The sequence below is a fragment of the Mycobacterium sp. EPa45 genome (genome assembly GCF_001021385.1).
Taxonomy (GTDB): Bacteria; Actinomycetota; Actinomycetes; order Mycobacteriales; family Mycobacteriaceae; genus Mycobacterium.
The window spans coordinates 5,933,165-5,954,027 of record NZ_CP011773.1; the positions used below are offsets into that span (position 1 = coordinate 5,933,165).

Sequence of the window (20,863 nt, forward strand, 5' to 3'; positions counted from 1 at the left end):
GGCGGATGCAGACCGAGCGGCTTAGTTGCCGCCGGTGATGACGTTGCCCGGCAGCGCGGTCGGCGCCGGCGGAGCCTTGACCGTGGGCGTGAACGAGTTGGGGCCACCGGGCGACACAGCCTTCTCAGTGGGCGACGGCGCGGGAGCGCTCGTCGTCGTGGTCGGCGTAGTGCTCTCCGGCGACTTTTCCTTGTCCTTACCGCACGCGGTCAGCGTGCCCATCCCGACAATCGCGAGCCCGCCAGCGAAAAGCGCAATCTGCCGAGTCAAACGACCTGACATCATGATCAGTCCTTACTTCGTATGCCGGGGTTAATCCCTGAGTTGCTGGCTGGCCCGGCAGTTCACCAGCCCACCCCCGAAGGGCCGAGGACACTCAAGATATCTCACCACACCAGCTATTGCATAGCTAATTTCGCGACGGGCGAAAATGAGCTTGCTGGCATCAGCGTGGCAACGGCGCGCCGTCGGGCCGCAGTGCTATGAACGAACCATGGAACCGAGCTGCCGAGAATGCACTGCTGGCCTGGCACATTGCCACGGTACCCTGATCGTCCACGCCCTGCATCGCGGCGAGTGCACGGAGCCGGAATGCGATGGTCCCGAGCTGGCACTCCACACCTTGATCATCGATTGCGAAGCGGTCGGGTGTGACTGCTCTCAGCAAACGATGCACTCGTTGGCTGTGTGAGGTCGCCTCACCCCATCGGGTCGACGGATTCCAGTGCGTCCTGGACCGGATGCGCATCAGGTTCGGGGTAGAACGGCGGGCTGAGCGATCCCCACTGCACACAGCTCCACCGGCCGTCGGTGATCGGCGACAGGATCACCGACTCGGTGTTGGCCAGATGGTGGTCGAGGACGAAACTGCTCTCCACCCCCGCGAGGGTGGCCGCGATCAACCGGATCGCGGCGCCGTGGCTGACCACCACGATGTCATCGGTCCAGGCATGGTTGTCCAGGTAGCGCAGCCGCAGATCGGTGATCGTCGGTAGATAGCGCTCCAGCACGTCGTCGGCACTTTCACCGCCGGGCATGGGGACGTTCAATTCGCCCTGGTGCCAACGCTGGTAGATCGCATTGAACTCCGCGATCGCCTCGTCGTCGTTGCGGTCTTCCAGTTCGCCGGCCTGCACCTCGTGGATGCCCGGGAACTCCTCTGCCGACAACCGCAGTTGGGCGGCGATCTCTTCGGCGGTCTGGGCGGCACGCCGGGCGACCGAGTGCACCAGCAGCCCCGGTCGGCGACTGCGGGACAGCGCGAAGTCGCGCGCCTGCTGCCGGCCGAGGTCCGTCAGGTCCGCTCCGGGCGGACGGGTGTCGAGGCGCCGCTCGACGTTGCCGTGCGACTGCCCGTGACGCAGCAGGATCAGCCGTCCGCTCATGCCGGGCCGCCTTTGAGTCGCATCAGCCAGCGGTCGGCCTCATCGGGTTGCGGCGGCGTCGCACCGGTCGCCGATTCCGTCGGCCACGAACCCAGATACCGCACATCGGTGCAGCGGCGATGCAAGGCCTTGAGCGCCTCGGCCACCGCGGAGTCGTCGATGTGGCCGACGCAGTCCAGGAAGAACACGTACGTGCCCAATTCGATTCGGGTGGGCCGGGATTCGATGCGAGTCAGGTCGATGTCACGGATGCTGAACTCGGTCATCGCCGACACCAGCGCACCGGGGGTGTTGGCGAGTCGCAGCACCACTGAGGTGCGGTCGGCGCCAGTACGCGCCGGCGGCGGCCCGGGCCGGCCGACCAGGACGAACCGGGTCCTGGCGTTGGGCTCGTCGACCACGCCGTCAGCGAGGGTGGCCAGTCCGTACCGCTGCGCGGCCAGGGCCGTGCTGACACCGGCATCGGCGCGACCGGCGGCAACCTCCTGAGCGGCAGCGGCATTCGAGTTGGCCGGGACCAGTCCTGCGTCGGGCAGGTGCTCGGCCAGCCACCGGCGCACCTGCGCCGCGGCGATGGGAAACGCGGCGACGGTCCGTACCGCGGCGCCGTCGTTGTCGTCGCGCACGACGATGCTGAACGCGACATCGAGCGTCAGCTCGGCGTAGATCTGGAGCGGTTCGCCGCTGGCCAGGCTGTCCAGGGTCGGCAACACGCTTCCCTCGATGGAGTTCTCGATCGGGACACATGCGAAATCGGCCGTGCCGTCCCGAACGGCCGCCAACGCCGCCGGAGTGCTGTCCATCGGCTCGGGCTGCGTACCGCCGTCACCCGGAATCACTCCGGCAGCGCACATCTTGAGCAGTGCCGCTTCGGTGAACGTCCCCTCTGGACCGAGGTAGGCGATGCGGGCCACGGTTCAACCCTATCGGGTCCGTGCCACGGGAAAGCCTTGCGCGACCACCGCTGTGTAGTTAACTTAGGCTTACCTCACTAACCCGGAAGGTGCGCGATGACATCAGCGACGCTCGAAACGCCGACCACCGCCGAACGCGTCCGCAGTGCCTGTGCGCGCGCGACCGGAGCGATGCTGGTCGCCGACGGCGTCGCCCCTGCCACCACGCCCTGCACCACCTGCTGCCAGGCGGATCCTTCGCGGTCAGCCTCGCCAACGAATCGGCCCTGGCAGTCCGCGCTCGGGAAGCACGCACCGACGGCATCGCCGGAGTGCTCGAGCTCGCCGACTACGCCCCGCTGCCGCTGCGGGAACCCGTGCGGTCGCTGGTCTGGATCCGCGGCCGGGTCCAGTGCGTGCCCGACCATGCGGTGCGGTCGATGATCGACATGATCGCGACCGACCACCCGAACCCTGCCCTGCTGGACATCGGGTCCGGGCAGGCGCTTTTCCTGCTCGAGGTGGAGTCGGTCGTCGTGGCCGACGCCGCGGGCGCGGAGACCGTCGTCCTGCACGAATTGCTGACCGCACAACCGGACCCGTTCTGCGAGTTCGAGTCGGCGTGGCTGCGCCATCTGGACAACGACCATCCGGAGGTCCTCGCGCGGCTGGCCGGCAAGCTGCCCGCTTCGCTGCGGCGCGGCCGGGTGCGTCCGCTCGGCCTGGACCGCTACGGGGTACGGCTGCGCGTCGAGGGCACCGACGGCGATCACGACGTGCGCCTGCCGTTCACCGCTCCGGTGCACGACGTCCCAGCCCTCGGCCGGGCGATCCGGCTGCTGATGGGCTGCCCGTTCGTCAACGGGCTGGGCGCACGGCGCACGTAGGGGCCGTTACCGTGTCGGGGTGACCGCGTCCCGCGACGATTTCCTCGCCACCGACCGCCGCGGACTGCGCATCGAAATCGGCGTGATGCTCGCGGTCACCTTCGGTGTCAGCGCCGTGACCGCCGTCCTGCAGCTCATCGACGGGGTGCTCTCCGGACTGGCCGGCCGTCGAGTTCGGTTGAACCCCAACCTGTCTCGCTACGACCTGGTCAACCTCGGCCTGAACCTCGCCTCGGTGGCCCAGCTGGTGGCCTGGGGCGCCCTCGGCCTGTATCTGTTGTGGCGCAGCGGAACCAGCCCCACCCGACTCGGGCTCGGCCGGATACGGTGGCGCGCCGACGTGCTGGGCGGTCTGGGGTTGGCTGCTCTGATCGGGATTCCCGGCCTGCTGCTGTATCTGGCGGCACGCTGGCTGGGCATGAACGCCGACGTCGAACCCTCGGCGCTGCATGACAGTTGGTGGCGCATCCCGGTGCTGATCTTCTCCGCATTCGCCAACGGCTTCGCCGAGGAAGTAGTGGTCGTGGGTTACCTGATCACCCGGTTGAAGCAGCTGGGGCTGACGCAGAATCGGGCGATCCTGGCGTCCAGCCTGCTGCGTGGGCTGTACCACCTCTATCAGGGCTTCGGAGCGGGGCTGGGCAACCTCGCGATGGGCCTGGTGTTCGGGTACGCCTGGTGCCGAACCGGACGGTTGTGGCCGCTGGTGATCGCCCACGGCGTCATCGACACCGTTGCATTCGTGGGTTACGTCGCACTCGCCGGTCATCTTGGCTGGCTCACGTGAGCCGGGCACGTAAATTGACCTGGTGAGCGACGACTGGCAGCGGCGACCCGCGCCGGATCCGCCGACCGAGCGGATACCGCGTTCCGCGCCGCCCCGGCGTGAGCCGTCACAGGTGATTCGTCGCGACCCCACCCACCGGCCGCCACCACCACCCCCATCACCGCCTGCTCCGCCCCGTCAGCCCCCGCCGCGCCAGGCTCCGCCACCGCCGCCACCACCGCGGCGGCCACCCCCACCACCACCCGCGGTCCGACCATCCGTTCCGCCGCCGCCCGTCGCCGCCGCGCCTAAACGCAAAAGGCGTTGGGGCCGAAGGTTTTTCGTCACGCTGGTCATCGTTGTCCTGCTGGTGGCGGGCGGGCTGGTCGGGGGCGCCATCTGGATCGACACCTCGCTGCACCGAACCGCGGTCTTCGACTACTCCGGCCGTCCGGCGGCAGGCACGGGCACCACCTGGCTGCTCGTCGGGTCCGACAGCAGGGCCGGACTGACCCCCGAGCAGCAGGCCGAGCTGACCACCGGCGGCGACCTCGGCAACGGCCGGACCGACACCATCCTGGTGGTCCACATCCCGGGCTTGGGTTCCGGAGCCCCGACCACGATGGTCTCGCTGCCGCGCGATTCTTACGTGAACATCCCGGGCCACGGCAAGGACAAGATCAACGCCGCCTTCGCCGAGGGTGGCGCGCCACTGCTGGCTCAGACCGTCGAGAACGCGACCGGTCTGCACCTCGACCACTACGCCGAAGTGGGTTTCGACGGCTTCGCGGTGGTGGTCGATGCCCTCGGTGGTGTCGACGTGTGCCCGGCCGATCCGATTGACGACCCACTGGCCGGCATCAACATTGCCGCGGGCTGCCAGACCCTCGACGGGCGCACCGCACTGGGCTACGTGCGCACCCGCGCGACGCCGCGCGCTGACCTCGACCGCATGATCCATCAGCGAGAGTTCATGGCCGCGGTCATGCACCGGGCGAGCAGTCCGCTGGTGTGGGTCAACCCGTGGCGGTGGTACGCGGTGCCACGCGCTGCGGTCGGATCACTGACCGTCGACACCGATGACCACGTCTGGGACCTGGCTCGGCTGGGCTGGGCGCTGCACGGCTCGACCACCGCGATCACGGTGCCGATCGGGGAGTTCACCGGCAGCGACTCCGGTTCGGTGGTGGTGTGGGATTCCGACGCCGCGGACCAACTGTTCCAGGCACTTCGCACCGACTCCGCCATTCCGCAGTCGGTGCTCGACGCGCAGCCCTAATCGCCAGGTACGGCGAGCGGGTTCTCCAGCCAGGTCTTGGTGCGTCCCGGATGGTTGGTGGCGATCCAGCCGACCCCGAGGTCGCGGCAGTATCCGACGTCCTCGTAGTGGTCGACGGTCCAGCAGTACATCGCTCGGCCCTGAGCGGCGGCCCGGTCGACGAGTTCGGGATGCTCACGCAGTGTGGCGATCGACGGGCCGACAGCCGTGGCCCCGACGGTCGTGGCGGCGCCGCCGCCCAGATATCGCGACGTGTCTCCGAGCAGCACCGTCGGCAGGAGCGGCGCGGCACGCCGGATCCGCCAGACCGCCGCGGCCGAGAATGACATCACCACCGCACGGGACAGATCAGCCGAGGCCGGCGCGGCGATGCCGTAGCGGTGCAGCAGGGCCAGCACCTTGCTCTCCACCAAACCCCCGTACCGGACCGGGTGCTTCGTCTCGATGAACAATTTCACCGGCCGGTTCCAGTCCAGAACCAGGCGGACCAGGTCGTCCAGGGTGAGCAGCCCGGTGCCCTCGGGCGGGTTCTCGGTGCGGGCGCTGCTGTGCCATGCGCCCCAATCGAGCCGTTTGAGTTCGGCCAGCGTCATCTCGCTGACCAAACCGGTGCCGGTCGACGTGCGGTCCACCCGCCGGTCGTGCACGCACACGAGGTGACCGTCGCGCGTCAGGCGGACGTCACACTCGACCCCGTCGGCGCCTTCCCGCAGTGCGAGGTCGTAGGCGGCCAGGGTGTGCTCGGGGCGGTCGGCCGAAGCGCCGCGGTGGGCGACCACGAAGGGGTGCCCGCCGTGCGGTTCGCCGGCCGAGTCCATGTGCCTATGCTGCCGGTTCCCGCTGGTCTGGCTCAACCGCTGGCGGCGTTTCGGATTCGGCGGGCCGGGGTTGATCCGGCTTGGGTTCGTCTTGCCCGACGATCACCCACCGGTGCAGCGGTCGTTCCACCGGCTTGCGCACGAAAGCATTGAAGACCTGCCACAACAACACCAGCACCGCCGCGCCCAACAGGTAGGCGATGATCACGGCCACGGTGTTGTCGGCGACGCCTTGAGGCTTGGTGGTGAAGCTGGTGGCGATCGCGAAGATCGAGACCGCGGTCGACAGCACCCAGGCGATCCACCAGGCGGCGATCGGTCCGCGCAGGCGGTGCTGCGACTGCTCGGCATGGGCGAGTTCGACGACATACACCGGCGCCCAGACCAGGTTGACGACGGGCACGAGGCAGCCGGCCCACAGCGCCCAGGCCGGCCGCGGGTCGTCCTGCCCCAGGTGCGCATAGACCGCCGCTCGGCGCGTGATCAGCCACCAGGTCACGACGGTGGCAGTCAAGATCACCGACACGATGGCGGCCAGACTGGCCAACACGCCGAGCCAGAGCGCCGCGCCGGCAACCAGCGGCGGCAGCAGAGTGGTCCGATTGATCAGCAGCAACACGTAACGAACGATGTGGATCGCCGCGGCGACGCCGAAAATCGCGATCGCCGACAACAGCGCGGCCCGGACGGTGACGAGCGCCGGGCCCTCTTTCGCCCGTGCCTCGTCTTCCGGCGACACGGGCGGGAGGTGGTCGCCGAGGCCCCAACGCGGGATATAGGCATAGCGGGGTGTCGGGCCGAGATGACGACGCGGACGGCGCGGCGGCGGCGGCGGGCCCGGCCGGACCGCGATCCACCGGAATCCAGACGGCAACCGCGTAGCGGCTCCCTGCTGCGCAGGCGGACGAGTAGGTGGGTGCGTGGTGGCGCCGGGACTCCAGCGTGAGTCCGGCGGACCGGTCGGTGCCATCAGTGCGCCATTGCAACGGGGGCACCAGGCGCGCTGCCGGTCGCGCACGTTCCACCGTGTCCCGCATTGGGAGCACACCTGAATCACGCGGACCAGCCTAGCGAGCGCACGCGCCACTGGGTGCGATGCGCGAGACCTCTGCCGGGGCGGATTGTGGCACGCAGTGCATCTTCGATGATCCGGGACGTGCAGCAATGACTCGGCTATCCACAGTTTCCACAGGTTTATCCACAGGGTTCTTCGCGGTTGAGAGCCAGTGAGCGCACCATCTCCCCATGAAGACGGGGGGTATCTGTGGATAACCGCGCACCCGCGCAGCGCGCTGATCAACAAGTTGGTGACGGGCGAGCGAAATCGGTCGCCTCGCTAACCGTCCGAACCACCGGGGCGACGCGCCGAGCGACACGCCGACACCGGCGGACCCACTGTGATCTTCAATACCCTCGAACGCGGATCGCCAAACCAAGATTTTTTCGCGGGCTGGTCAAGGGGCGGCCCGATTTTTCTACTGCCACTCGAGGGGTTATGATCGCGCTCACAGTTAGCCTGTGACGATTTTCACTGGGGGCGGTAGTTGAACATGCTGGTCAGGACGGTGTGATGGCATCTCACCCATACCGGGCGCGGTCCGCGTCGCAGCCGTCGCAGTGGTACACCTCGTCCGCGACCTGTAACCGGTCGTACATGCTGGCCGCCCTGCGTGCCGGCGTCATCGCTTTGGTGTTGCTGGGCATTCTCGCCCTGATCGTTCTGTTCTGACGCCCGTCGAAAGCCTTTCCGGCGCGCTCGCTCTCCGGAGGCGACTTCCCTCTCGTTAGCACTCGTGTCCTCTTGCGTGCCACGTACCAGGTGCCTCATCCTGATCGAACCGACCCACTGTCGAGTCGCACTGGCATATCGAGTGTCGCGGAGGCGAGATGGAAACTGGTTCCGGGCGTGCGGTCGAGATCGCTCCCTTTCATTCTCGTGGTGCCCTCAAGGGGTTTGTGGTGTCCGGCCGGTGGCCGAATTCGACCAAAGAATGGGCCCAGCTTCTGATGGTCGCGGTGCGTGTCGCATCACTTCCCGGATTGCTCTCCACGACAACGATTTTTGGTGTTCGAGAGGAATTGCCTGACAAGCCGCAGCCGGGCACGGTCGGCCTCGTGCTTGCCGAAGGCACCGTCGTCGGTGAATCAGCCGTTCCGCCAGGGCATTTCGCCGAACGGCAACCACCGGCCCTGCTGATGCTGCACCCGCCGTCGGAGACCACGCCGTCATTGCCCGAATGTTCCGGTGCGGCATCGGGTTGCGTTCTGCTGCCCGGCATCCCGCATCTGGGACTGGAACACCGCGCCGCATGGGTCGAGGCGGAATCAGACGGCACGATCACCGGCATGGTCAGCCGGGTCGGCGTCGACCCGATCAGCCATCCCGACACCGCGATCCTGGCGATGTTGCTGGCCGCCTAGCGATTGTGAGGGCGGCCGAACTTTCCCACGCGGTGCGCCAAATTTATTGCTGCGGTTAGTCTTTCGCTGATCCCGAGTTGCGGGGTTCGCACTGATGCACGTAGAGTTGGCCTCAGCGAAGGGGAGTAGCCCCCAATCGGACAATCGACATACTGGCCCTGGCACGTTGCGGGGCCCGGTTGTCCGGCCGGTAGTAATACCGGTGGGCGAGACCTTCGGCCGTAGACCGTTAGTGGTTGCCGGCCGGAGGCATCTGTACCGCCCCTGACGACAGCCACCCGATCGAGGAGTTCCGGGTGCTCGCCGCGCTGATCCTGAGTTTCGCCGTCATCTTCGTCGCCGAGTTGGGCGATAAGTCACAGCTGATGGCGATGACGTTCGCTCTCCGCCATCGCTGGTGGGTCGTCTTGAGCGGCATCACCGTCGCCACCACCGCGGTGCACCTCATCTCGGTCGCCGTCGGCCACTACCTCGGCGCGGCGCTGCCGACGCACCTGTTGGGCATCCTCGCCGGCGTCGCCTTCGTCTTGTTCGGCCTGTGGACCCTGCGTGGCGACTCATTGTCCGACGACGAGGCCAGCAAGGCCCAGCGCAACAGCGCACCGGCCTTCTTCGCCGTGACCTCGGCATTTCTCCTGGCTGAGCTGGGCGACAAAACGATGCTCGCGACGATCACCCTGGCCGCCGACCATGACTGGGTCGGCGTCTGGATCGGGTCGACCATCGGCATGGTGGCCGCCGATGCACTGGCCATCATGGTGGGCGCACTGGCTGGCAAGCATCTCCCGGAACGGTTCATCCAGGTGGCCGCCGCGGCACTGTTCCTCGTGTTCGGGCTATCGATGCTGATCGAAGGCGCCTTCCCAGCCGCGTCCAGCGTTGTCGTCGGCGCAGTCTCGCTCGCGACGGTGGTGCTGGGCGCAGCCATCCTGCGGATGCTGCCGGCCCGCCTGCGACCCGCCGCCCTGCGTCCCGCTCCCGAGGGCGCCGAACTGCCCGGCGAATCTGCCGAGGCTGCGTCGTCGGTGGTCGGCGGCGAGCGCGGCCGAGGATCGGCGCCGCAATCATCCGGTGACCCGACATAACCGCACTTACAGCAAAGTGGTTTTCGGCGATCGCCAACGACAGCCTCGGTTGCTCAGGGTACTCTCAGGTTCTTGGTCGAGCGATTATCGATCACGCTCTGCGCCAAGATGCGCCCTACCATGCGTTTCTTTGCCTCGCCGCGCGTCCTCAGTAGGTGCCCACCTCGGGAATTGTCCACACCATTGTTTGCCAGATCGCCGAAAAAGCACGCACGCGTCAATTATCTAGTAGTTTGCACTTGGTTGTCGGGGGATGTGTCGCTACGATGATCAGCAAATAAGCCAACGCAAACGACCGCTCTTCCGCATGTGGAGGTCAATAAGATGAGCACGACGTTCTCGGCGCGACTGAATCGCCTGTTCGACACGGTGTATCCGCCCGGCCGGGGTCCTCATACCTCCGCGGAAGTGATCGCCGCGCTGAAGTCGGAGGGCATCACCATGTCGGCTCCGTACCTGTCTCAGCTGCGTTCAGGCAACCGGACGAATCCGTCAGCCACCACCATGACGGCGCTTGCCAACTTCTTCCGGATCAAGCCGGCCTACTTCACCGACGACGAGTACTACGAGAAGCTCGACAAGGAACTCACCTGGCTGGCCAACATGCGCGACGAGGGTGTGCGCCGCATTGCCGCGCGCACTGTCGGGCTGTCGCCGGAAGCCCAGCAGGACATCGTCACCAAGGTCGATGAGCTGCGTCGTCGGGAACACCTGGACGATTAGCCCGCCGACTCCGGCACGGGGCCTTCGGCAACGTTAGATCTCTTTCACAGTGCAACGGTTGGCTTGCGCTGGTCCAGCGCGCGGTACTGGCGCGCGATTTCGAGGATCCATTCCCGGTCCGAATAGGTTTCCGGCTGCCCGAGCCAGGTCATGCCGGGAAACTGTCCCTGCCCGGCGGGCCGCGCCACGCGCGGTGTGCTCCGCCCGGCATGGATCCACTTCGCGATCGCCCTCGCCTGGTCGGCAGGGCTGACCCCGACGCACTCGACGTCGGACAACACGTGCACGCCGGTACCGTCCGACGCGCCGGCTCGGAGGTGCTCGGCCATCGTGGCCTCCATGTACAAGGCGTCTGAGATCAGCGACAGCCGCTCGGCGACTCGGAAAACCAGCGGACCGCGCGGCCGTTCGCCGATCCCGACTTCGGGCTGACGTCGCTCGAGCTCGGTCAGCAGCGGCTCGATGAGGCGCAGTTCGCGCCGGCCACCGAACCAGTCCTCGATCGCGGGCAACAACGATCCCGCCGCGACGATCGCCATCGCTGCACCCAGGAGCGTCGCCGCGGTTCCCACACCCACCAGATGCGACGTGCCGGCGGCGCGAATCAGGAAGAACGCAGTGGCTGCGACCAATAAAGCAATGCCGAGGGTGAACACGAACAGCGCGCGGCCGCGGCGCGTCCGGTTTGAATGTCGCATGCCCGCCCACAACACCAATGTGAAGGCCAGCATCACGTACAGCAGCGGCAGCAACCACGGCAGCGACGTGTTGGCCGATCCCAGGTTGCGCCGCAGATACTCCTCTGGCGACATCTCCGGCTGCTGTCCGGACAGGAAGAACAGCACCAGGCTGCCGACGCCGATCACCGCGGCCACGGCGTACTGCACCGCTGCGATCCGGCGGATGACGGCGGGGCTACGGGTCGACGCGACGCTGGTGATCATCACGCAGCTACCGGCCGCGCAGCCGATCAGAGCCAGCTGACTCAGTCCGATCGAGATGTTGGACCAGTGCAGTGCGCTGTCGATCAACAGCGTCAGCGGCGGCCAGTTCAGCGCGGCGACCGCGGCCAGGCTGCCCAGTGCGAGGATCATCGCCGAGCTGACCACCGACTGCTTGTTGACCAGCGCCCACCCGATGCGCAGCCCGGTGGCCATACCCAGCAGACCGGCGATCACCCAGACGATCAACCAAACGCCTCTCCGAGGCGGACTTGCACAATCGACGACCGATCCGACGGCGAGCGACCCAGCCGGTACAGCAGCAGTGCGGCGAAGTCCTCCGCCTCCTGCTCGATGTCCTCTCCCCCGGGCCCCATACATCCGGTGCGCTGGTTGAGCATGTAACCGATGAGGTCGTCGCTGGCCAGCTCTGCGAGATCACGCGCGGCCTCGGTAACCGGAATGCCGTAGTGGCCGAGGACCAAATGGCCGAGCTCGTGAGCCAGCGTGCGGTCCCAGGTGGGCAGGCCGTTCTGGATCAGGAAGACGTCATGGTCTTCGTATTGGCGCCACTGGCCGCACACACCGGGGGGCAGGTCAGCCATCGTGACCTCGATCGGACGGTCTCGGTCCGCGCTGACCGCCGCCACCAACCGAATCAGGGAGATCTCCCCCTGTCGGGGCGCAAGATCAAGAACGTCGTTGACCGCAGTGGTGACCCGGCGGCTGGCCGACACCTTGTCCCCCTTCCCCGACGGTGGGTGGCGATGCGAACTGCGCTATTGCATGAACCGCGTCGTCCCGGCGGTCCGTACGAGCTGGCCGGCCTTGGCTTGGCGGTACCCGAGAAAGCCACCGAGACCGGTCAGGGCGAGCAGTCCGGCGAAACCGGGTAGAGCAACCGCCGCGACCTCACCGATCTTGGCATCCTGAAGGTATTTCGGATAGCCAACCCTAGACGACGGCGGGACTTCTGTACCGGCTCCGGCGGACGTGGCCGGCGGACGTTCGCGCGTCGGCTGGGATTCCCGGCCGGGTCCGCTTCGAGGCCCCGGCTCCACACCCGGACCGGGCGGGCGTACAGGCGCCTCGAACACCGGCGGCAGTCCGATCAGTGGCGGCATCGTGATGGGCGGCGGCTCGGTACCTGCGGGTCCGACCGCCCCGCTCGACGCATCGATCACCGGTGGCTCTCCCGGCTCCCCCGGCTCGCCGGGCGGCGGAACCGTCCGCGGCGCGGCGTCGATGAGCCCGCCACTGCCGCCGCCGCCACCGCCTGCCGCCTCCGGTGGCCCAGCGATGCGGGCGCTCGGCGGCGCGGCCACGCCGATACCGTCACCGATTGCGGCTTGCGGCCACTGCAACGGCGGTAGTGGGGGTAAGGGGGGAAACGGCGGCAGCACGATCGGGGGGAATTGCGGCAACGGCAGGCACGGCCACGCCGGCGGCTGCCAGCCTTGATCAGCGGGATTCTCGGGATGCCATGCGGCGGAGGGGATTTGGTCGGCCGGTTGGAAAGATCGGCGAGGGCCACTCGCCACACCAGCGTCCGGGCGGACCGAACCCGTGGTGGCGTCATCGGTACGCGGCTTGTGCGGTCCGTTGTGGCGCCGGCTGCCCTCATGCCTATTACCCGGTGGGGCGTTGCTGTCCGAGTCGCCGTGCGCCCCTTGGCCGCCGTCACTGCTACCAATCGTGCCGGGAGCGGCACCGGCGGGCGCGGCCACGAGCATGGCCGCACCGCTGCATAGCAAACCGCACGCGATCACCCAGCTAATCGCTGCGGCACTCATCGGCGAGCGGTTCACGACGTTCCTCGGGTTAGCGGCGCAGGTCGCCGCCGCATCGGACAGTTCGGGATCATTGTGGCATATCCGCAGGTCGTGGTAGGCCTCGTTGAGCCGGGCGATAGGGTTGACTGACCCGGTCGCGAGCGCGTCTCGCCGATCGCCGACGACCTACTCGGGAGGCATCAGGTATGGGCCTGTTCACCAAGCGCAAAAGCCGTGCGACCCGCCGCGCGGAGGCTCGGGCGATCAAAGCCCGCGCCAAACTCGAGGCCAAGCTGTCGGCCCGGAACGAGGTCAAGCGCATCAAGGCCGCCGAGCGGTCCGAGAACAAGGTGCTCAAGGCGCAGCTGAAGGCCGCCCGCGAAGCCGACCGGGCCGCGGTCAAGGTCGCCGAGGCGCAACTGAAGGCGGTCCGCGAGGGCAAACTCCTGTCACCCACCCGGGTGCGACGGGCGTTGACCGTGTCCCGGTTGCTGGCGCCCGTCGTGGTCCCGGTGGCCTACCGGGCTGCGATCGCGGCGCGCGGCATCATCGACGAACGCCGGGCCGACCGTCTCGGCGTGCCGCTGAGCCAGCTCGGGCAGTTCTCCGGCCAGGGCGGCCAGCTGTCGGCGCGGATTGCCGGCGCGGAGAACTCGCTGCGGCTGGTGGCCGAGAAGAAGACCAAAGACGCCGAGACCAAACAGTTCGTTGCCGCGATGACCGAACGGCTGAACGCCCTCTCGGCGGCCATCCCTGCCGCAGAGAACATGCCGGGGCAACGCCGGCGCGATGCACACGCCGCGATCGCCGAACAGCTCGACGGAATCGACGCCGATCTGATGGCGCGCCTCGGCGTGCTCTGATGGGCCGCGATCGGGTGCTGACCCGTGCGCTGGCCCTGGCCGCGTTGCTCACCCTCGGATCGTGGACTGTCGCGGCGACCGCGGGCGCGCACGTCCATGTCAGCGCCGAGCACGCCGTGCGCGGCGACTACGCGCTGATTACCTTTCAGGTGCCCAACGAGTCCGAAAAAGGCGTTCCCACAACCACAGTCACGATCACGCTGCCCAATGTCGCGTCGGCGAGCACCGACGTGATGCCCGGCTGGACCGCCGCCCTCGACCGCGATCCGGCCAGCGGCGCCTACCGATCCGTCACGTTCACCGCGACCGCCAATGCCGGCATCGGCGCCGCCGAGTTCGAGTTGTTTCCGCTGTCGATCAAGTTGCCCGACGCCGATTCGGTGTCGTTTCCGGTGACGCAGACGTACGCCGACGGCACCAAAGTCAACTGGGACCAACCGCCGCTGCCAGGCGGTGGCGAGCCCGAATACCCTGCCCCGGTCTTGCCGCTGACGGCCGGACCGCACGAGCCCGAGGAACACCACGGGACCCCGCCGGGGGCCGCGGGGCCGTCGGTGACCGCAGCACCGCCGGCGGACGCGCAGGCGCCGGCGCGCGGCGGCTCCGACAACACCGCCCGAGCGTTGGCCGGCGGTGCACTGTTGCTGGCCGCGATCGGTGTCGGCGTCGCATTGGCCCGCCGGCGGACATGACCAGTCTGCGGCGGGCCGTGGCCGCGGTGCTGTTGATGTCTGCGATGGCATTGGGCGGGGCGGCCGTGGCGTGGGCGCACGCCGCGCGAGTTGCGGCCGATCCGTCGCCCGACGCCATCCTCACTTCTGCGCCGTCGCGGGTCAGTGCCACCTTCAACGAGCAGTTGCAGACCGATTTCGCTGCGATGACCGTGGTGGGTCCCGACGGCAATCTGTGGTCCGACGGGCCGCCGCAGGTCCAGGGCGCGGTGGTCAGCGTCGGGGTGCGTCCGCTGGGCCCGGCCGGGCCATACACCGTGAATTACCGGGTGACTTCCGCCGACGGCCACGTCGTGTCCGGCTCCTGGGCATTCACCATGACCGTCACCGGCAGCGGTACCCCAGGTCCGTCGGCTTCGGCGTCGGCCCCTGCCGTCGAGCGGGCGCTGCCGGTGTGGCCGTTCGTCGTCGGCGCCGTAGCGGTGATTGCCCTCGGGGTCATCTGGTCTCGGCTTCGCCGTTCGTGACCCTGGCATGATGGGTGCCACTGCCGGCGACGACAAACTGCAAAGGAGCGCACCTGATGGCAGACGAGCAGGACCGGCCCGATGAGGGTCGCGATGCCACGCCGCCGGGGCCCCCGCCTCCGGAAAAGGCCGTTGCCAAGAAGCAGCCGGCCAAAAAGGCGCCGGCCAAGAAGGCTGTGAAGAAAGCGCCTGCCAAGAAGGCGCCCGCAAAGGGCGGCGAGGCCGCGAAGAAGGCTCCGGCCAAGAAAGCACCGGCCAAGAAGGTTGCCCCGCCGCCACCAGAACCGCGCGCTGACTCCACCTCGCTTGCCGCGGGAAACGGCTCACCGCCGCTGGCGGAAGGCGCCCGTGCGGCGGCCGCCAGCGCCAAGGCGTCGGTCGAACAGGCGGCCGACCCGGTATCCACCCCGGCGATCGTGCCGGCTCCGCAGACCTCGCGCTCTCCGTTGCCGTTCGCGGTGGCCTTCGCCGCGACCGTACTGATCGCTCTCCTGGTGCGTCGGATGCACGCACGGAACGCCGAATGAGCACGCGGAACGCCGAATGAGCACGCGGAACGCCGAATGAGCATGAGTGTGACCTTCCGGCCCACCGCCGACCTCGTCGACGACATCGGTCCGGACGTTCGCAGCTGCGATGTGCAGTTCCGCCAATTCGGCGGCCGCGCCGAATTCGCCGGGCCGATCAGTACCGTGCGGTGTTTTCAGGACAACGCGCTGCTGAAGTCGGTGCTGTCCGAGCCGGGCGACGGCCGGGTCCTGGTGATCGACGGCGATGCCTCGGTGCACACCGCTCTTGTCGGTGACGTGATCGCCGAGCTCGGCCGCTCCAACGGCTGGTCGGGGCTGATCGTGCACGGCGCCGTGCGGGACGCATCGACGCTACGCACCCTCGACATCGGCATCAAGGCGCTGGGCACCAATCCGCGCAAGAGCACCAAGACCGGCGACGGCGAGCGCGACGTTCCGGTCAGCTTCGGCGGCGTCACGTTTACCCCCGGCGACATCGCCTTCAGCGACGACGACGGCATCGTCGTCACTGGAGCGGACTAAACACCCACTGCGACAGGGTGTTTGGTGAAGCTCAGCGCTTCGTCGTCGACCTTGCCGTGCCGGATCAGCCGCAGGTCGAGCAGGTAGTTCTGCTTGAGCCGCCACGGCGCGCGCGATCCGGCCTTGGGCAGCCGGTCCAGTGCCCGCAGGACGTAGCCGGGGGTGAAGTCCATCAGCGGGCGTTCCTCGATATCGGCCGACGGCTGGCTGGGGGCGACCCGGTCGTAGCCTCGCGCGTCCATGTGATTGAGGACGCGGCAGACGAATTCGGAGACCAGGTCGGCCTTCAGCGTCCACGACGCGTTGGTGTAGCCGATGGTGAAGGCCATGTTGGGCACACCGGAGAGCATCATGCCCTTGTAGGCCATCGTGGAATTGAGGTCCAGCGGCTCGCCGTCCATCGCGATCTCCGCGCCACCGAACAGCTGTAGGTTCAATCCTGTTGCGGTGACGATGATGTCGGCGTCGAGCTGCTGGCCTGAGGCGAGTTTGATCCCCGTCGGCGTGAAGCGTTCGATGGTGTCGGTGACCACATCGGCCTTTCCTTTGCGGATCATGCGGAACAGATCCCCGTTGGGCGCCAGGCACAGTCGCTCGTCCCACACCCGATAACTGGGACCGAAATGCTTGTCGACGTCGTAGCCCTCGGGCAGCCGGCGCTGCGCCATGGTCATCAGCTGCTTGCGCATGAAGTTGGGGAACCGCCGGGCGATCCGGTACTGCGCGGACTGGAACACGATGCTCTTCCAGCGGTTGGCGACGTAGGCGGGTTTGGTGGGCAGCAGCTTGTTCATCCGCACCGCGAACGGGTCGACGTCGGGCAGCGAGCCGATGTAGGTCGGCGAGCGCTGCAGCATAGTCACGTGCCCGGCACCTGAATTGGCAAGGGCGGGAATAAGAGTCACGGCGGTCGCGCCGCTTCCGATGACCACGACGCGTTTGCCGGCGTAGTCCAGATCCTCCGGCCAGTGCTGCGGGTGAACGATGGTGCCGGTGAAGTCGTCGGCGCCGGGGAACTCCGGCGAGTACCCCTCGTCGTAGTTGTAGTAGCCGCTGCAGGCGAACAGGAACGAGCAGGTGATGTCCTTGAGCTCACCGTCCGCCTCGACCCGCACGGTCCACTGATTGTCGGCGGTGGACCATTCGGCGCGAACCACGCGGTTACGAAAGCGGATGTGCTTGTCGATGCCGTACTCGCGCACCGCCTCCTTCAGGTACGACATGATCGAGGGACCGTCGGCGATCGCTTTCTCCGACGTCCAGGGCTTGAATCGGAAGCCCAGGGTGAACATGTCGGAATCCGATCGGATGCCCGGGTACTTGAACAAGTCCCACGTGCCGCCGAGGTCCTCGCGGCGCTCGAGCATCAGGAAGCTCTTCGACGGGCAGCGGTCCAACAGGTGCCAGGCGGCGCTGATGCCGGAGATGCCGGCTCCCACGATCACAACATCGACGTGTTCGGTCATGTCGGCGACGCTATCAACACCATGTTGAATAGGTCAACACCGTGTCGAAAAAATCAACACACTGTAAAGTAGAACGCGTGCCAGCAGTCAGCCCGGCCCGCGTTCGCGGGCGGCGCGCCACCCGCCCGTCCGGTGACGATCGCGAAGCGGCCATCCTGCGCACGCTGGAGGACATGCTCGGGCAGCGGTCATTCGCGGAGATCTCCGTAGACGACCTCGCCAAGGGCGCCGGCCTGTCGCGCCCGACGTTCTACTTCTACTTCGCCTCCAAGGACGCGGTGCTGGTGCGATTGTTCGCGCGGGCCATCACCGCCTCCGGAGCCGAAGTGCAGCAGGCCGCCACTGTGCCCCTGGACCCGCGGCGGGCCTGGCATGACGGCATCTACGCCTTCTTCGATTCCCTGCGTCCACACCGGGCGGTGGTACTGGCCGGACTGGGCGTTATGGCCACCAACACCGAGTTACAGGAGTTGTGGTCAGGCTTCATGACGGGCTGGATCGACTACACGGCCGGATTGATCCTCCGGGAACGGGAGCGCGGTGCCGCACCCGGCACCATCCCGGCGCACGATCTGGCGACCGCGCTGAACTTGATGAACGAGCGGGTCATGGTCGCCGCCCAAGGAAGCCAACAACCGGCGCTCCCGGAGGAAGCCGCGCTGGAGGCGCTGGCCCACATCTGGATCACCAGCATCTACGGCGGGCCATCGGCCTCGGTTTGATTCCGGCTTCGCATATTGAATTCGCCGCCCGCGCGGGTGGCCCTAGTCTGGCGGCATGTCGGAGCCACGCCCAACGAGGGGTGCCACCGTTGGCAAGCTCGCGTTGTACTGCCTGCTGGCCGGTGTCTTGGTGGCCGCCATGCTGTTTCCCCTCGCAGGTGGCGCGGGGATCGTGGTCAATCACGCATCCGACGTGGCCGCGCAGGACTCCGCCGACCTGATGACGGGCGAGGTGCCCACGGTCACCACGATGGTGGACACCGCCGGAAATCCGATCGCCTGGATCTACGCGCAGCGCCGCTGGCCGGTACCCACCGACCGGATTGCCGACACGATGAAATTGGCAATCGTCTCGATCGAGGACAAGCGCTTCGCCGACCACAACGGCGTCGACGTCCAGGGCACCCTCACCGGCCTGATCGGCTACCTCAGGGGTGATCTCGACACCCGGGGCGGGTCGACGATCGAGCAGCAGTACGTCAAGAACTACAACCTGTTGGTCAACGCCCAGACCGACGCCGAGCGGCGGGCGGCGGTCGAAACGACGCCCGCCCGCAAGCTGCGTGAGATCCGGATGGCCCTGGCCCTGGACAAGGCGATCTCCAAGCCCGAAATCCTCACCCGGTACCTGAACCTGGTCTACTTCGGCAACGGGGCCTACGGAGTCCAGGACGCGGCGAAGACCTACTTCGGTATCAATTCGACCGACCTGAATTGGCAGCAGGCCGCGCTGCTCGCAGGCATCGTGCAATCGACCAGCGCGCTGAACCCGTACACCAACCCCGACGCCGCGCTCGCCCGCCGCAACGTCGTCTTGGACACGATGATCGAGAACCTGCCGGACCGGGCCGACGAGCTACGCGCCGCCCGCCGGCAGCCGCTGGGCATCCTGCCGCAACCGAACTCATTGCCGCAGGGCTGCATCGCCGCCGGGGACCGAGGCTTCTTCTGCGACTACGTGCTGCAGTATCTGGCCCGCGCGGGTCTGTCCAAGGACGATGTGGCGCGCAACGGCTACCTGATCCGCACCACCCTGGACCCGAAGGTCCAAGACAGCGTGAAGAAGGCGATCGACACCGTCGCCAGCCCGAAGCTAGACGGCGTGGCCAGCGTGATGAGTGTCATCCAGCCCGGCAAGACCAGTCACAAACTGCTCGCGATGGGCGACAACCGCGGATACGGCCTGCAGCTCGACGCCGGCCAGACCGTTCAGCCGCAGCCGTTCTCGTTGGCCGGTGATGGCGCGGGCTCGATCTTCAAGATCTTCACCACCGCCGCCGCTCTGGAGATGGGCCTGGGCATCAACGCTCAGCTCGATGTGCCGGGGTCGTTCCAGGGCAAGGGCTTGGGTACCAGCAACACGCCTGGTTGCCCGAAGGAGACCTGGTGTGTGAAGAACGCCGGCAACTACCGCAGCCCCATGAGCGTGACAGACGCGCTGGCGCAGTCACCGAACACCGCCTTCGCGAAGCTGATCCAGCAGATCGGCGTCACCCGCGCCGTGGATATGGCGGTACGGCTGGGGTTGCGCTCCTATGCCGAGCCGGGCACAGCGCGCGCCTACCAGCCCGACAGCAATGAAAGCCTGGCCGACTTCGTCAAGCGCCAGAACCTTGGTTCGTTCACACTGGGACCGTTTGAGCTCAACGCACTCGAATTGTCCAATGTGGCAGCCACACTGGCGTCTGGCGGTGTGTGGTGCCCGCCGAGCCCGGTGGACAAGATCTTCGATCGACACGGCCGTGAGGTCGCCGTCGAGACGCAGGCCTGCGAGCAGGTGGTACCCGAGGGGCTGGCCAATACCCTGGCCAACGGGCTGTCCAAGGACTCCACCGGCGGCACTGCGGCCGGTTCGGCCGGCTCGGTCGGCTGGAACCTGCCGATGTCAGGCAAGACCGGCACGACCGAATCACACCGCTCCTCAGGGTTTTTGGGATTCACCAACCAGTACGCCGCGGCCAACTACATCTTCGACGACTCCACCAACCCGGGCGGCCTGTGTTCATTTCCCCTGCGCAAGTGCGGATACGGCAACCTTTACGGCGGCAATGAGCCGGCCCGGACATGGTTCCTGGCGATGAAGCCGGTCGCCGAAGCCTTCGGCCCGGTCGTATTGCCGCCCGTCGACAAACGCTACGTCGACGGCGGCCCGGGCAGTGTGGTTCCCAGCGTCACCGGGCTGAGCTTCGATGCCGCCCGAAAGAGGTTGCGGGAAGCGGGTTTCCAAGTACCTGACCTGCCCACGCCGGTCAACAGCTACTCCTCGAAGGGTGCGGTCGTCGGGACGACGCCGTCAGGCAAGACCATCCCCGGTTCGATCATCACGATCAACACCAGCAACGGAATCCCGCCTGCGCCGCCCCCGGATCTCGGGCCGCCAACGCCTCCCCCACCGCCGGATGCCCCGCCGCCCGACGTCAACGTCATCAACATCCCCGGCCTGCCGCCCATCACGCTGCCGATGTTTCCGCCGCCGGCACCGCCGGCACCGGAACCTGCGCCGCCTCCGCCGCCGGCACCCGAGCCGCCGCCCCCGCCGCCCCCGCCGCCGGCCGACGCGCCCCCGCCGCCATAGGTTGTCGGACCGGCATG

The 20,863-nt window shown here is 67.6% G+C and carries 22 protein-coding genes and 1 pseudogene; 14 read left to right on the plus strand and 9 right to left on the minus strand.

The window, feature by feature from the left end; translation table 11 throughout:
• Positions 1–21: 21 nt before the first annotated feature.
• The 3 genes from AB431_RS28190 to pheA all read right to left on the minus strand — a co-directional run bounded on the left by AB431_RS28190 (position 22) and on the right by pheA (position 2,299).
• On the minus strand, positions 22–285 hold the full coding sequence (locus AB431_RS28190) for a hypothetical protein (RefSeq protein WP_047332729.1): 264 nt from the start codon (positions 283–285) through the stop codon (positions 22–24).
• Positions 286–698: 413 nt separating this feature from the next.
• Positions 699–1,385: a histidine phosphatase family protein gene (locus AB431_RS28200; RefSeq protein ID WP_047332731.1), complete on the minus strand. Its 687-nt coding sequence runs from the start codon at positions 1,383–1,385 to the stop codon at positions 699–701.
• A complete protein-coding gene (pheA, locus tag AB431_RS28205; RefSeq protein ID WP_047332732.1) occupies positions 1,382–2,299 on the minus strand; it encodes a prephenate dehydratase in 918 nt (305 codons plus the stop codon). Before pheA ends, AB431_RS28200 begins: the two co-directional genes overlap by 4 nt.
• 96 nt (positions 2,300–2,395) lie before the next feature.
• Between pheA and AB431_RS28210 the strand changes: the two are divergent.
• From AB431_RS28210 to AB431_RS28220, 3 genes and pseudogenes are all read left to right on the plus strand, one after another.
• Positions 2,396–3,165: pseudogene (locus AB431_RS28210) on the plus strand (DUF2470 domain-containing protein).
• Between the two features lie 19 nt (positions 3,166–3,184).
• Positions 3,185–3,952: a CPBP family intramembrane glutamic endopeptidase gene (locus tag AB431_RS28215; RefSeq protein ID WP_047332733.1), complete on the plus strand. Its 768-nt coding sequence runs from the start codon at positions 3,185–3,187 to the stop codon at positions 3,950–3,952.
• A 73-nt stretch (positions 3,953–4,025) separates the two neighbouring features.
• Entirely contained in the window at positions 4,026–5,210 is a 1,185-nt protein-coding gene (locus tag AB431_RS28220) for an LCP family protein (protein ID WP_082135970.1), read from the plus strand.
• Here AB431_RS28220 and AB431_RS28225 read toward each other — a convergent pair.
• Together AB431_RS28225 and AB431_RS28230 are read right to left on the minus strand one after the other, a co-directional pair.
• Positions 5,207–6,028: a glycerophosphodiester phosphodiesterase gene (locus AB431_RS28225; RefSeq protein WP_047332734.1), complete on the minus strand. Its 822-nt coding sequence runs from the start codon at positions 6,026–6,028 to the stop codon at positions 5,207–5,209. The genes AB431_RS28220 and AB431_RS28225 overlap by 4 nt on opposite strands.
• Before the next feature lie 4 nt (positions 6,029–6,032).
• Positions 6,033–7,085 (minus strand): DUF4328 domain-containing protein, encoded by a 1,053-nt coding sequence (locus AB431_RS28230; RefSeq protein WP_047332735.1) that lies wholly within the window; start codon positions 7,083–7,085, stop codon positions 6,033–6,035.
• A gap of 513 nt (positions 7,086–7,598) precedes the next feature.
• On the opposite strand from AB431_RS28230, the gene AB431_RS31075 reads away from it, so the two are divergent.
• The 4 genes from AB431_RS31075 to AB431_RS28245 all read left to right on the plus strand — a co-directional run bounded on the left by AB431_RS31075 (position 7,599) and on the right by AB431_RS28245 (position 10,257).
• A complete protein-coding gene (locus tag AB431_RS31075; protein WP_200902676.1) occupies positions 7,599–7,757 on the plus strand; it encodes a hypothetical protein in 159 nt (52 codons plus the stop codon).
• Positions 7,758–7,915: 158 nt separating this feature from the next.
• Entirely contained in the window at positions 7,916–8,449 is a 534-nt protein-coding gene (locus AB431_RS28235) for a hypothetical protein (RefSeq protein ID WP_047332736.1), read from the plus strand.
• Positions 8,450–8,745: 296 nt separating this feature from the next.
• Complete coding sequence (locus AB431_RS28240; RefSeq protein ID WP_047333879.1) at positions 8,746–9,534, plus strand: TMEM165/GDT1 family protein; 789 nt, start codon at positions 8,746–8,748, stop codon at positions 9,532–9,534.
• Positions 9,535–9,858: 324 nt separating this feature from the next.
• Positions 9,859–10,257: a secretion protein EspR gene (locus AB431_RS28245; protein WP_047333880.1), complete on the plus strand. Its 399-nt coding sequence runs from the start codon at positions 9,859–9,861 to the stop codon at positions 10,255–10,257.
• Between the two features lie 44 nt (positions 10,258–10,301).
• Here the strand turns inward: AB431_RS28245 and AB431_RS28250 are convergent, their stop codons facing one another.
• From AB431_RS28250 to AB431_RS30670, 3 genes are read right to left on the minus strand one after another with little or no spacing between them, the layout of a single operon-like run.
• Positions 10,302–11,447: a hypothetical protein gene (locus AB431_RS28250; RefSeq protein ID WP_047332737.1), complete on the minus strand. Its 1,146-nt coding sequence runs from the start codon at positions 11,445–11,447 to the stop codon at positions 10,302–10,304.
• A complete protein-coding gene (locus AB431_RS28255) occupies positions 11,444–11,935 on the minus strand; it encodes an ImmA/IrrE family metallo-endopeptidase (protein WP_047332738.1) in 492 nt (163 codons plus the stop codon). The genes AB431_RS28250 and AB431_RS28255 overlap by 4 nt, the downstream gene beginning before the upstream one ends.
• Positions 11,936–11,977: 42 nt before the next feature.
• Complete coding sequence (locus AB431_RS30670; protein WP_144418394.1) at positions 11,978–12,523, minus strand: hypothetical protein; 546 nt, start codon at positions 12,521–12,523, stop codon at positions 11,978–11,980.
• 653 nt (positions 12,524–13,176) lie between these two features.
• Here AB431_RS30670 and AB431_RS28265 point away from each other — a divergent pair.
• Genes AB431_RS28265 through rraA form a run of 5 tightly spaced genes read left to right on the plus strand, consistent with a single transcriptional unit; the run spans position 13,177 to position 16,083 of the window.
• Positions 13,177–13,833: a DUF6474 family protein gene (locus AB431_RS28265; protein ID WP_047332739.1), complete on the plus strand. Its 657-nt coding sequence runs from the start codon at positions 13,177–13,179 to the stop codon at positions 13,831–13,833.
• Positions 13,833–14,525 (plus strand): YcnI family protein, encoded by a 693-nt coding sequence (locus AB431_RS28270; protein WP_047332740.1) that lies wholly within the window; start codon positions 13,833–13,835, stop codon positions 14,523–14,525. The genes AB431_RS28265 and AB431_RS28270 overlap by 1 nt, the downstream gene beginning before the upstream one ends.
• Positions 14,522–15,031 carry a copper resistance CopC family protein gene (locus AB431_RS28275; protein WP_047332741.1) on the plus strand — a complete coding sequence of 170 codons (510 nt, stop codon included), beginning with the start codon at positions 14,522–14,524 and terminating at the stop codon, positions 15,029–15,031. The genes AB431_RS28270 and AB431_RS28275 overlap by 4 nt, the downstream gene beginning before the upstream one ends.
• 56 nt (positions 15,032–15,087) lie before the next feature.
• Positions 15,088–15,558 carry a hypothetical protein gene (locus AB431_RS28280; RefSeq protein ID WP_047332742.1) on the plus strand — a complete coding sequence of 157 codons (471 nt, stop codon included), beginning with the start codon at positions 15,088–15,090 and terminating at the stop codon, positions 15,556–15,558.
• A 42-nt stretch (positions 15,559–15,600) separates the two neighbouring features.
• Positions 15,601–16,083 (plus strand): ribonuclease E activity regulator RraA, encoded by a 483-nt coding sequence (gene rraA, locus AB431_RS28285; protein ID WP_047333882.1) that lies wholly within the window; start codon positions 15,601–15,603, stop codon positions 16,081–16,083.
• Here rraA and AB431_RS28290 read toward each other — a convergent pair.
• The gene (locus AB431_RS28290; RefSeq protein ID WP_047332743.1) at positions 16,080–17,549 is read right to left on the minus strand and encodes an NAD(P)/FAD-dependent oxidoreductase; all 1,470 of its coding nucleotides are present in this window, start codon (positions 17,547–17,549) and stop codon (positions 16,080–16,082) included. The two genes, rraA and AB431_RS28290, sit on opposite strands and share 4 nt — an antisense overlap.
• A gap of 77 nt (positions 17,550–17,626) precedes the next feature.
• On the opposite strand from AB431_RS28290, the gene AB431_RS28295 reads away from it, so the two are divergent.
• Positions 17,627–18,271, plus strand: coding sequence for a TetR/AcrR family transcriptional regulator (locus tag AB431_RS28295; protein ID WP_047332744.1), 645 nt, complete (start codon positions 17,627–17,629; stop codon positions 18,269–18,271).
• A gap of 55 nt (positions 18,272–18,326) precedes the next feature.
• Positions 18,327–20,846, plus strand: coding sequence for a transglycosylase/D,D-transpeptidase PonA2 (ponA2, locus tag AB431_RS28300; RefSeq protein ID WP_047332745.1), 2,520 nt, complete (start codon positions 18,327–18,329; stop codon positions 20,844–20,846).
• The last annotated feature ends 17 nt before the right edge of the window (positions 20,847–20,863 follow it).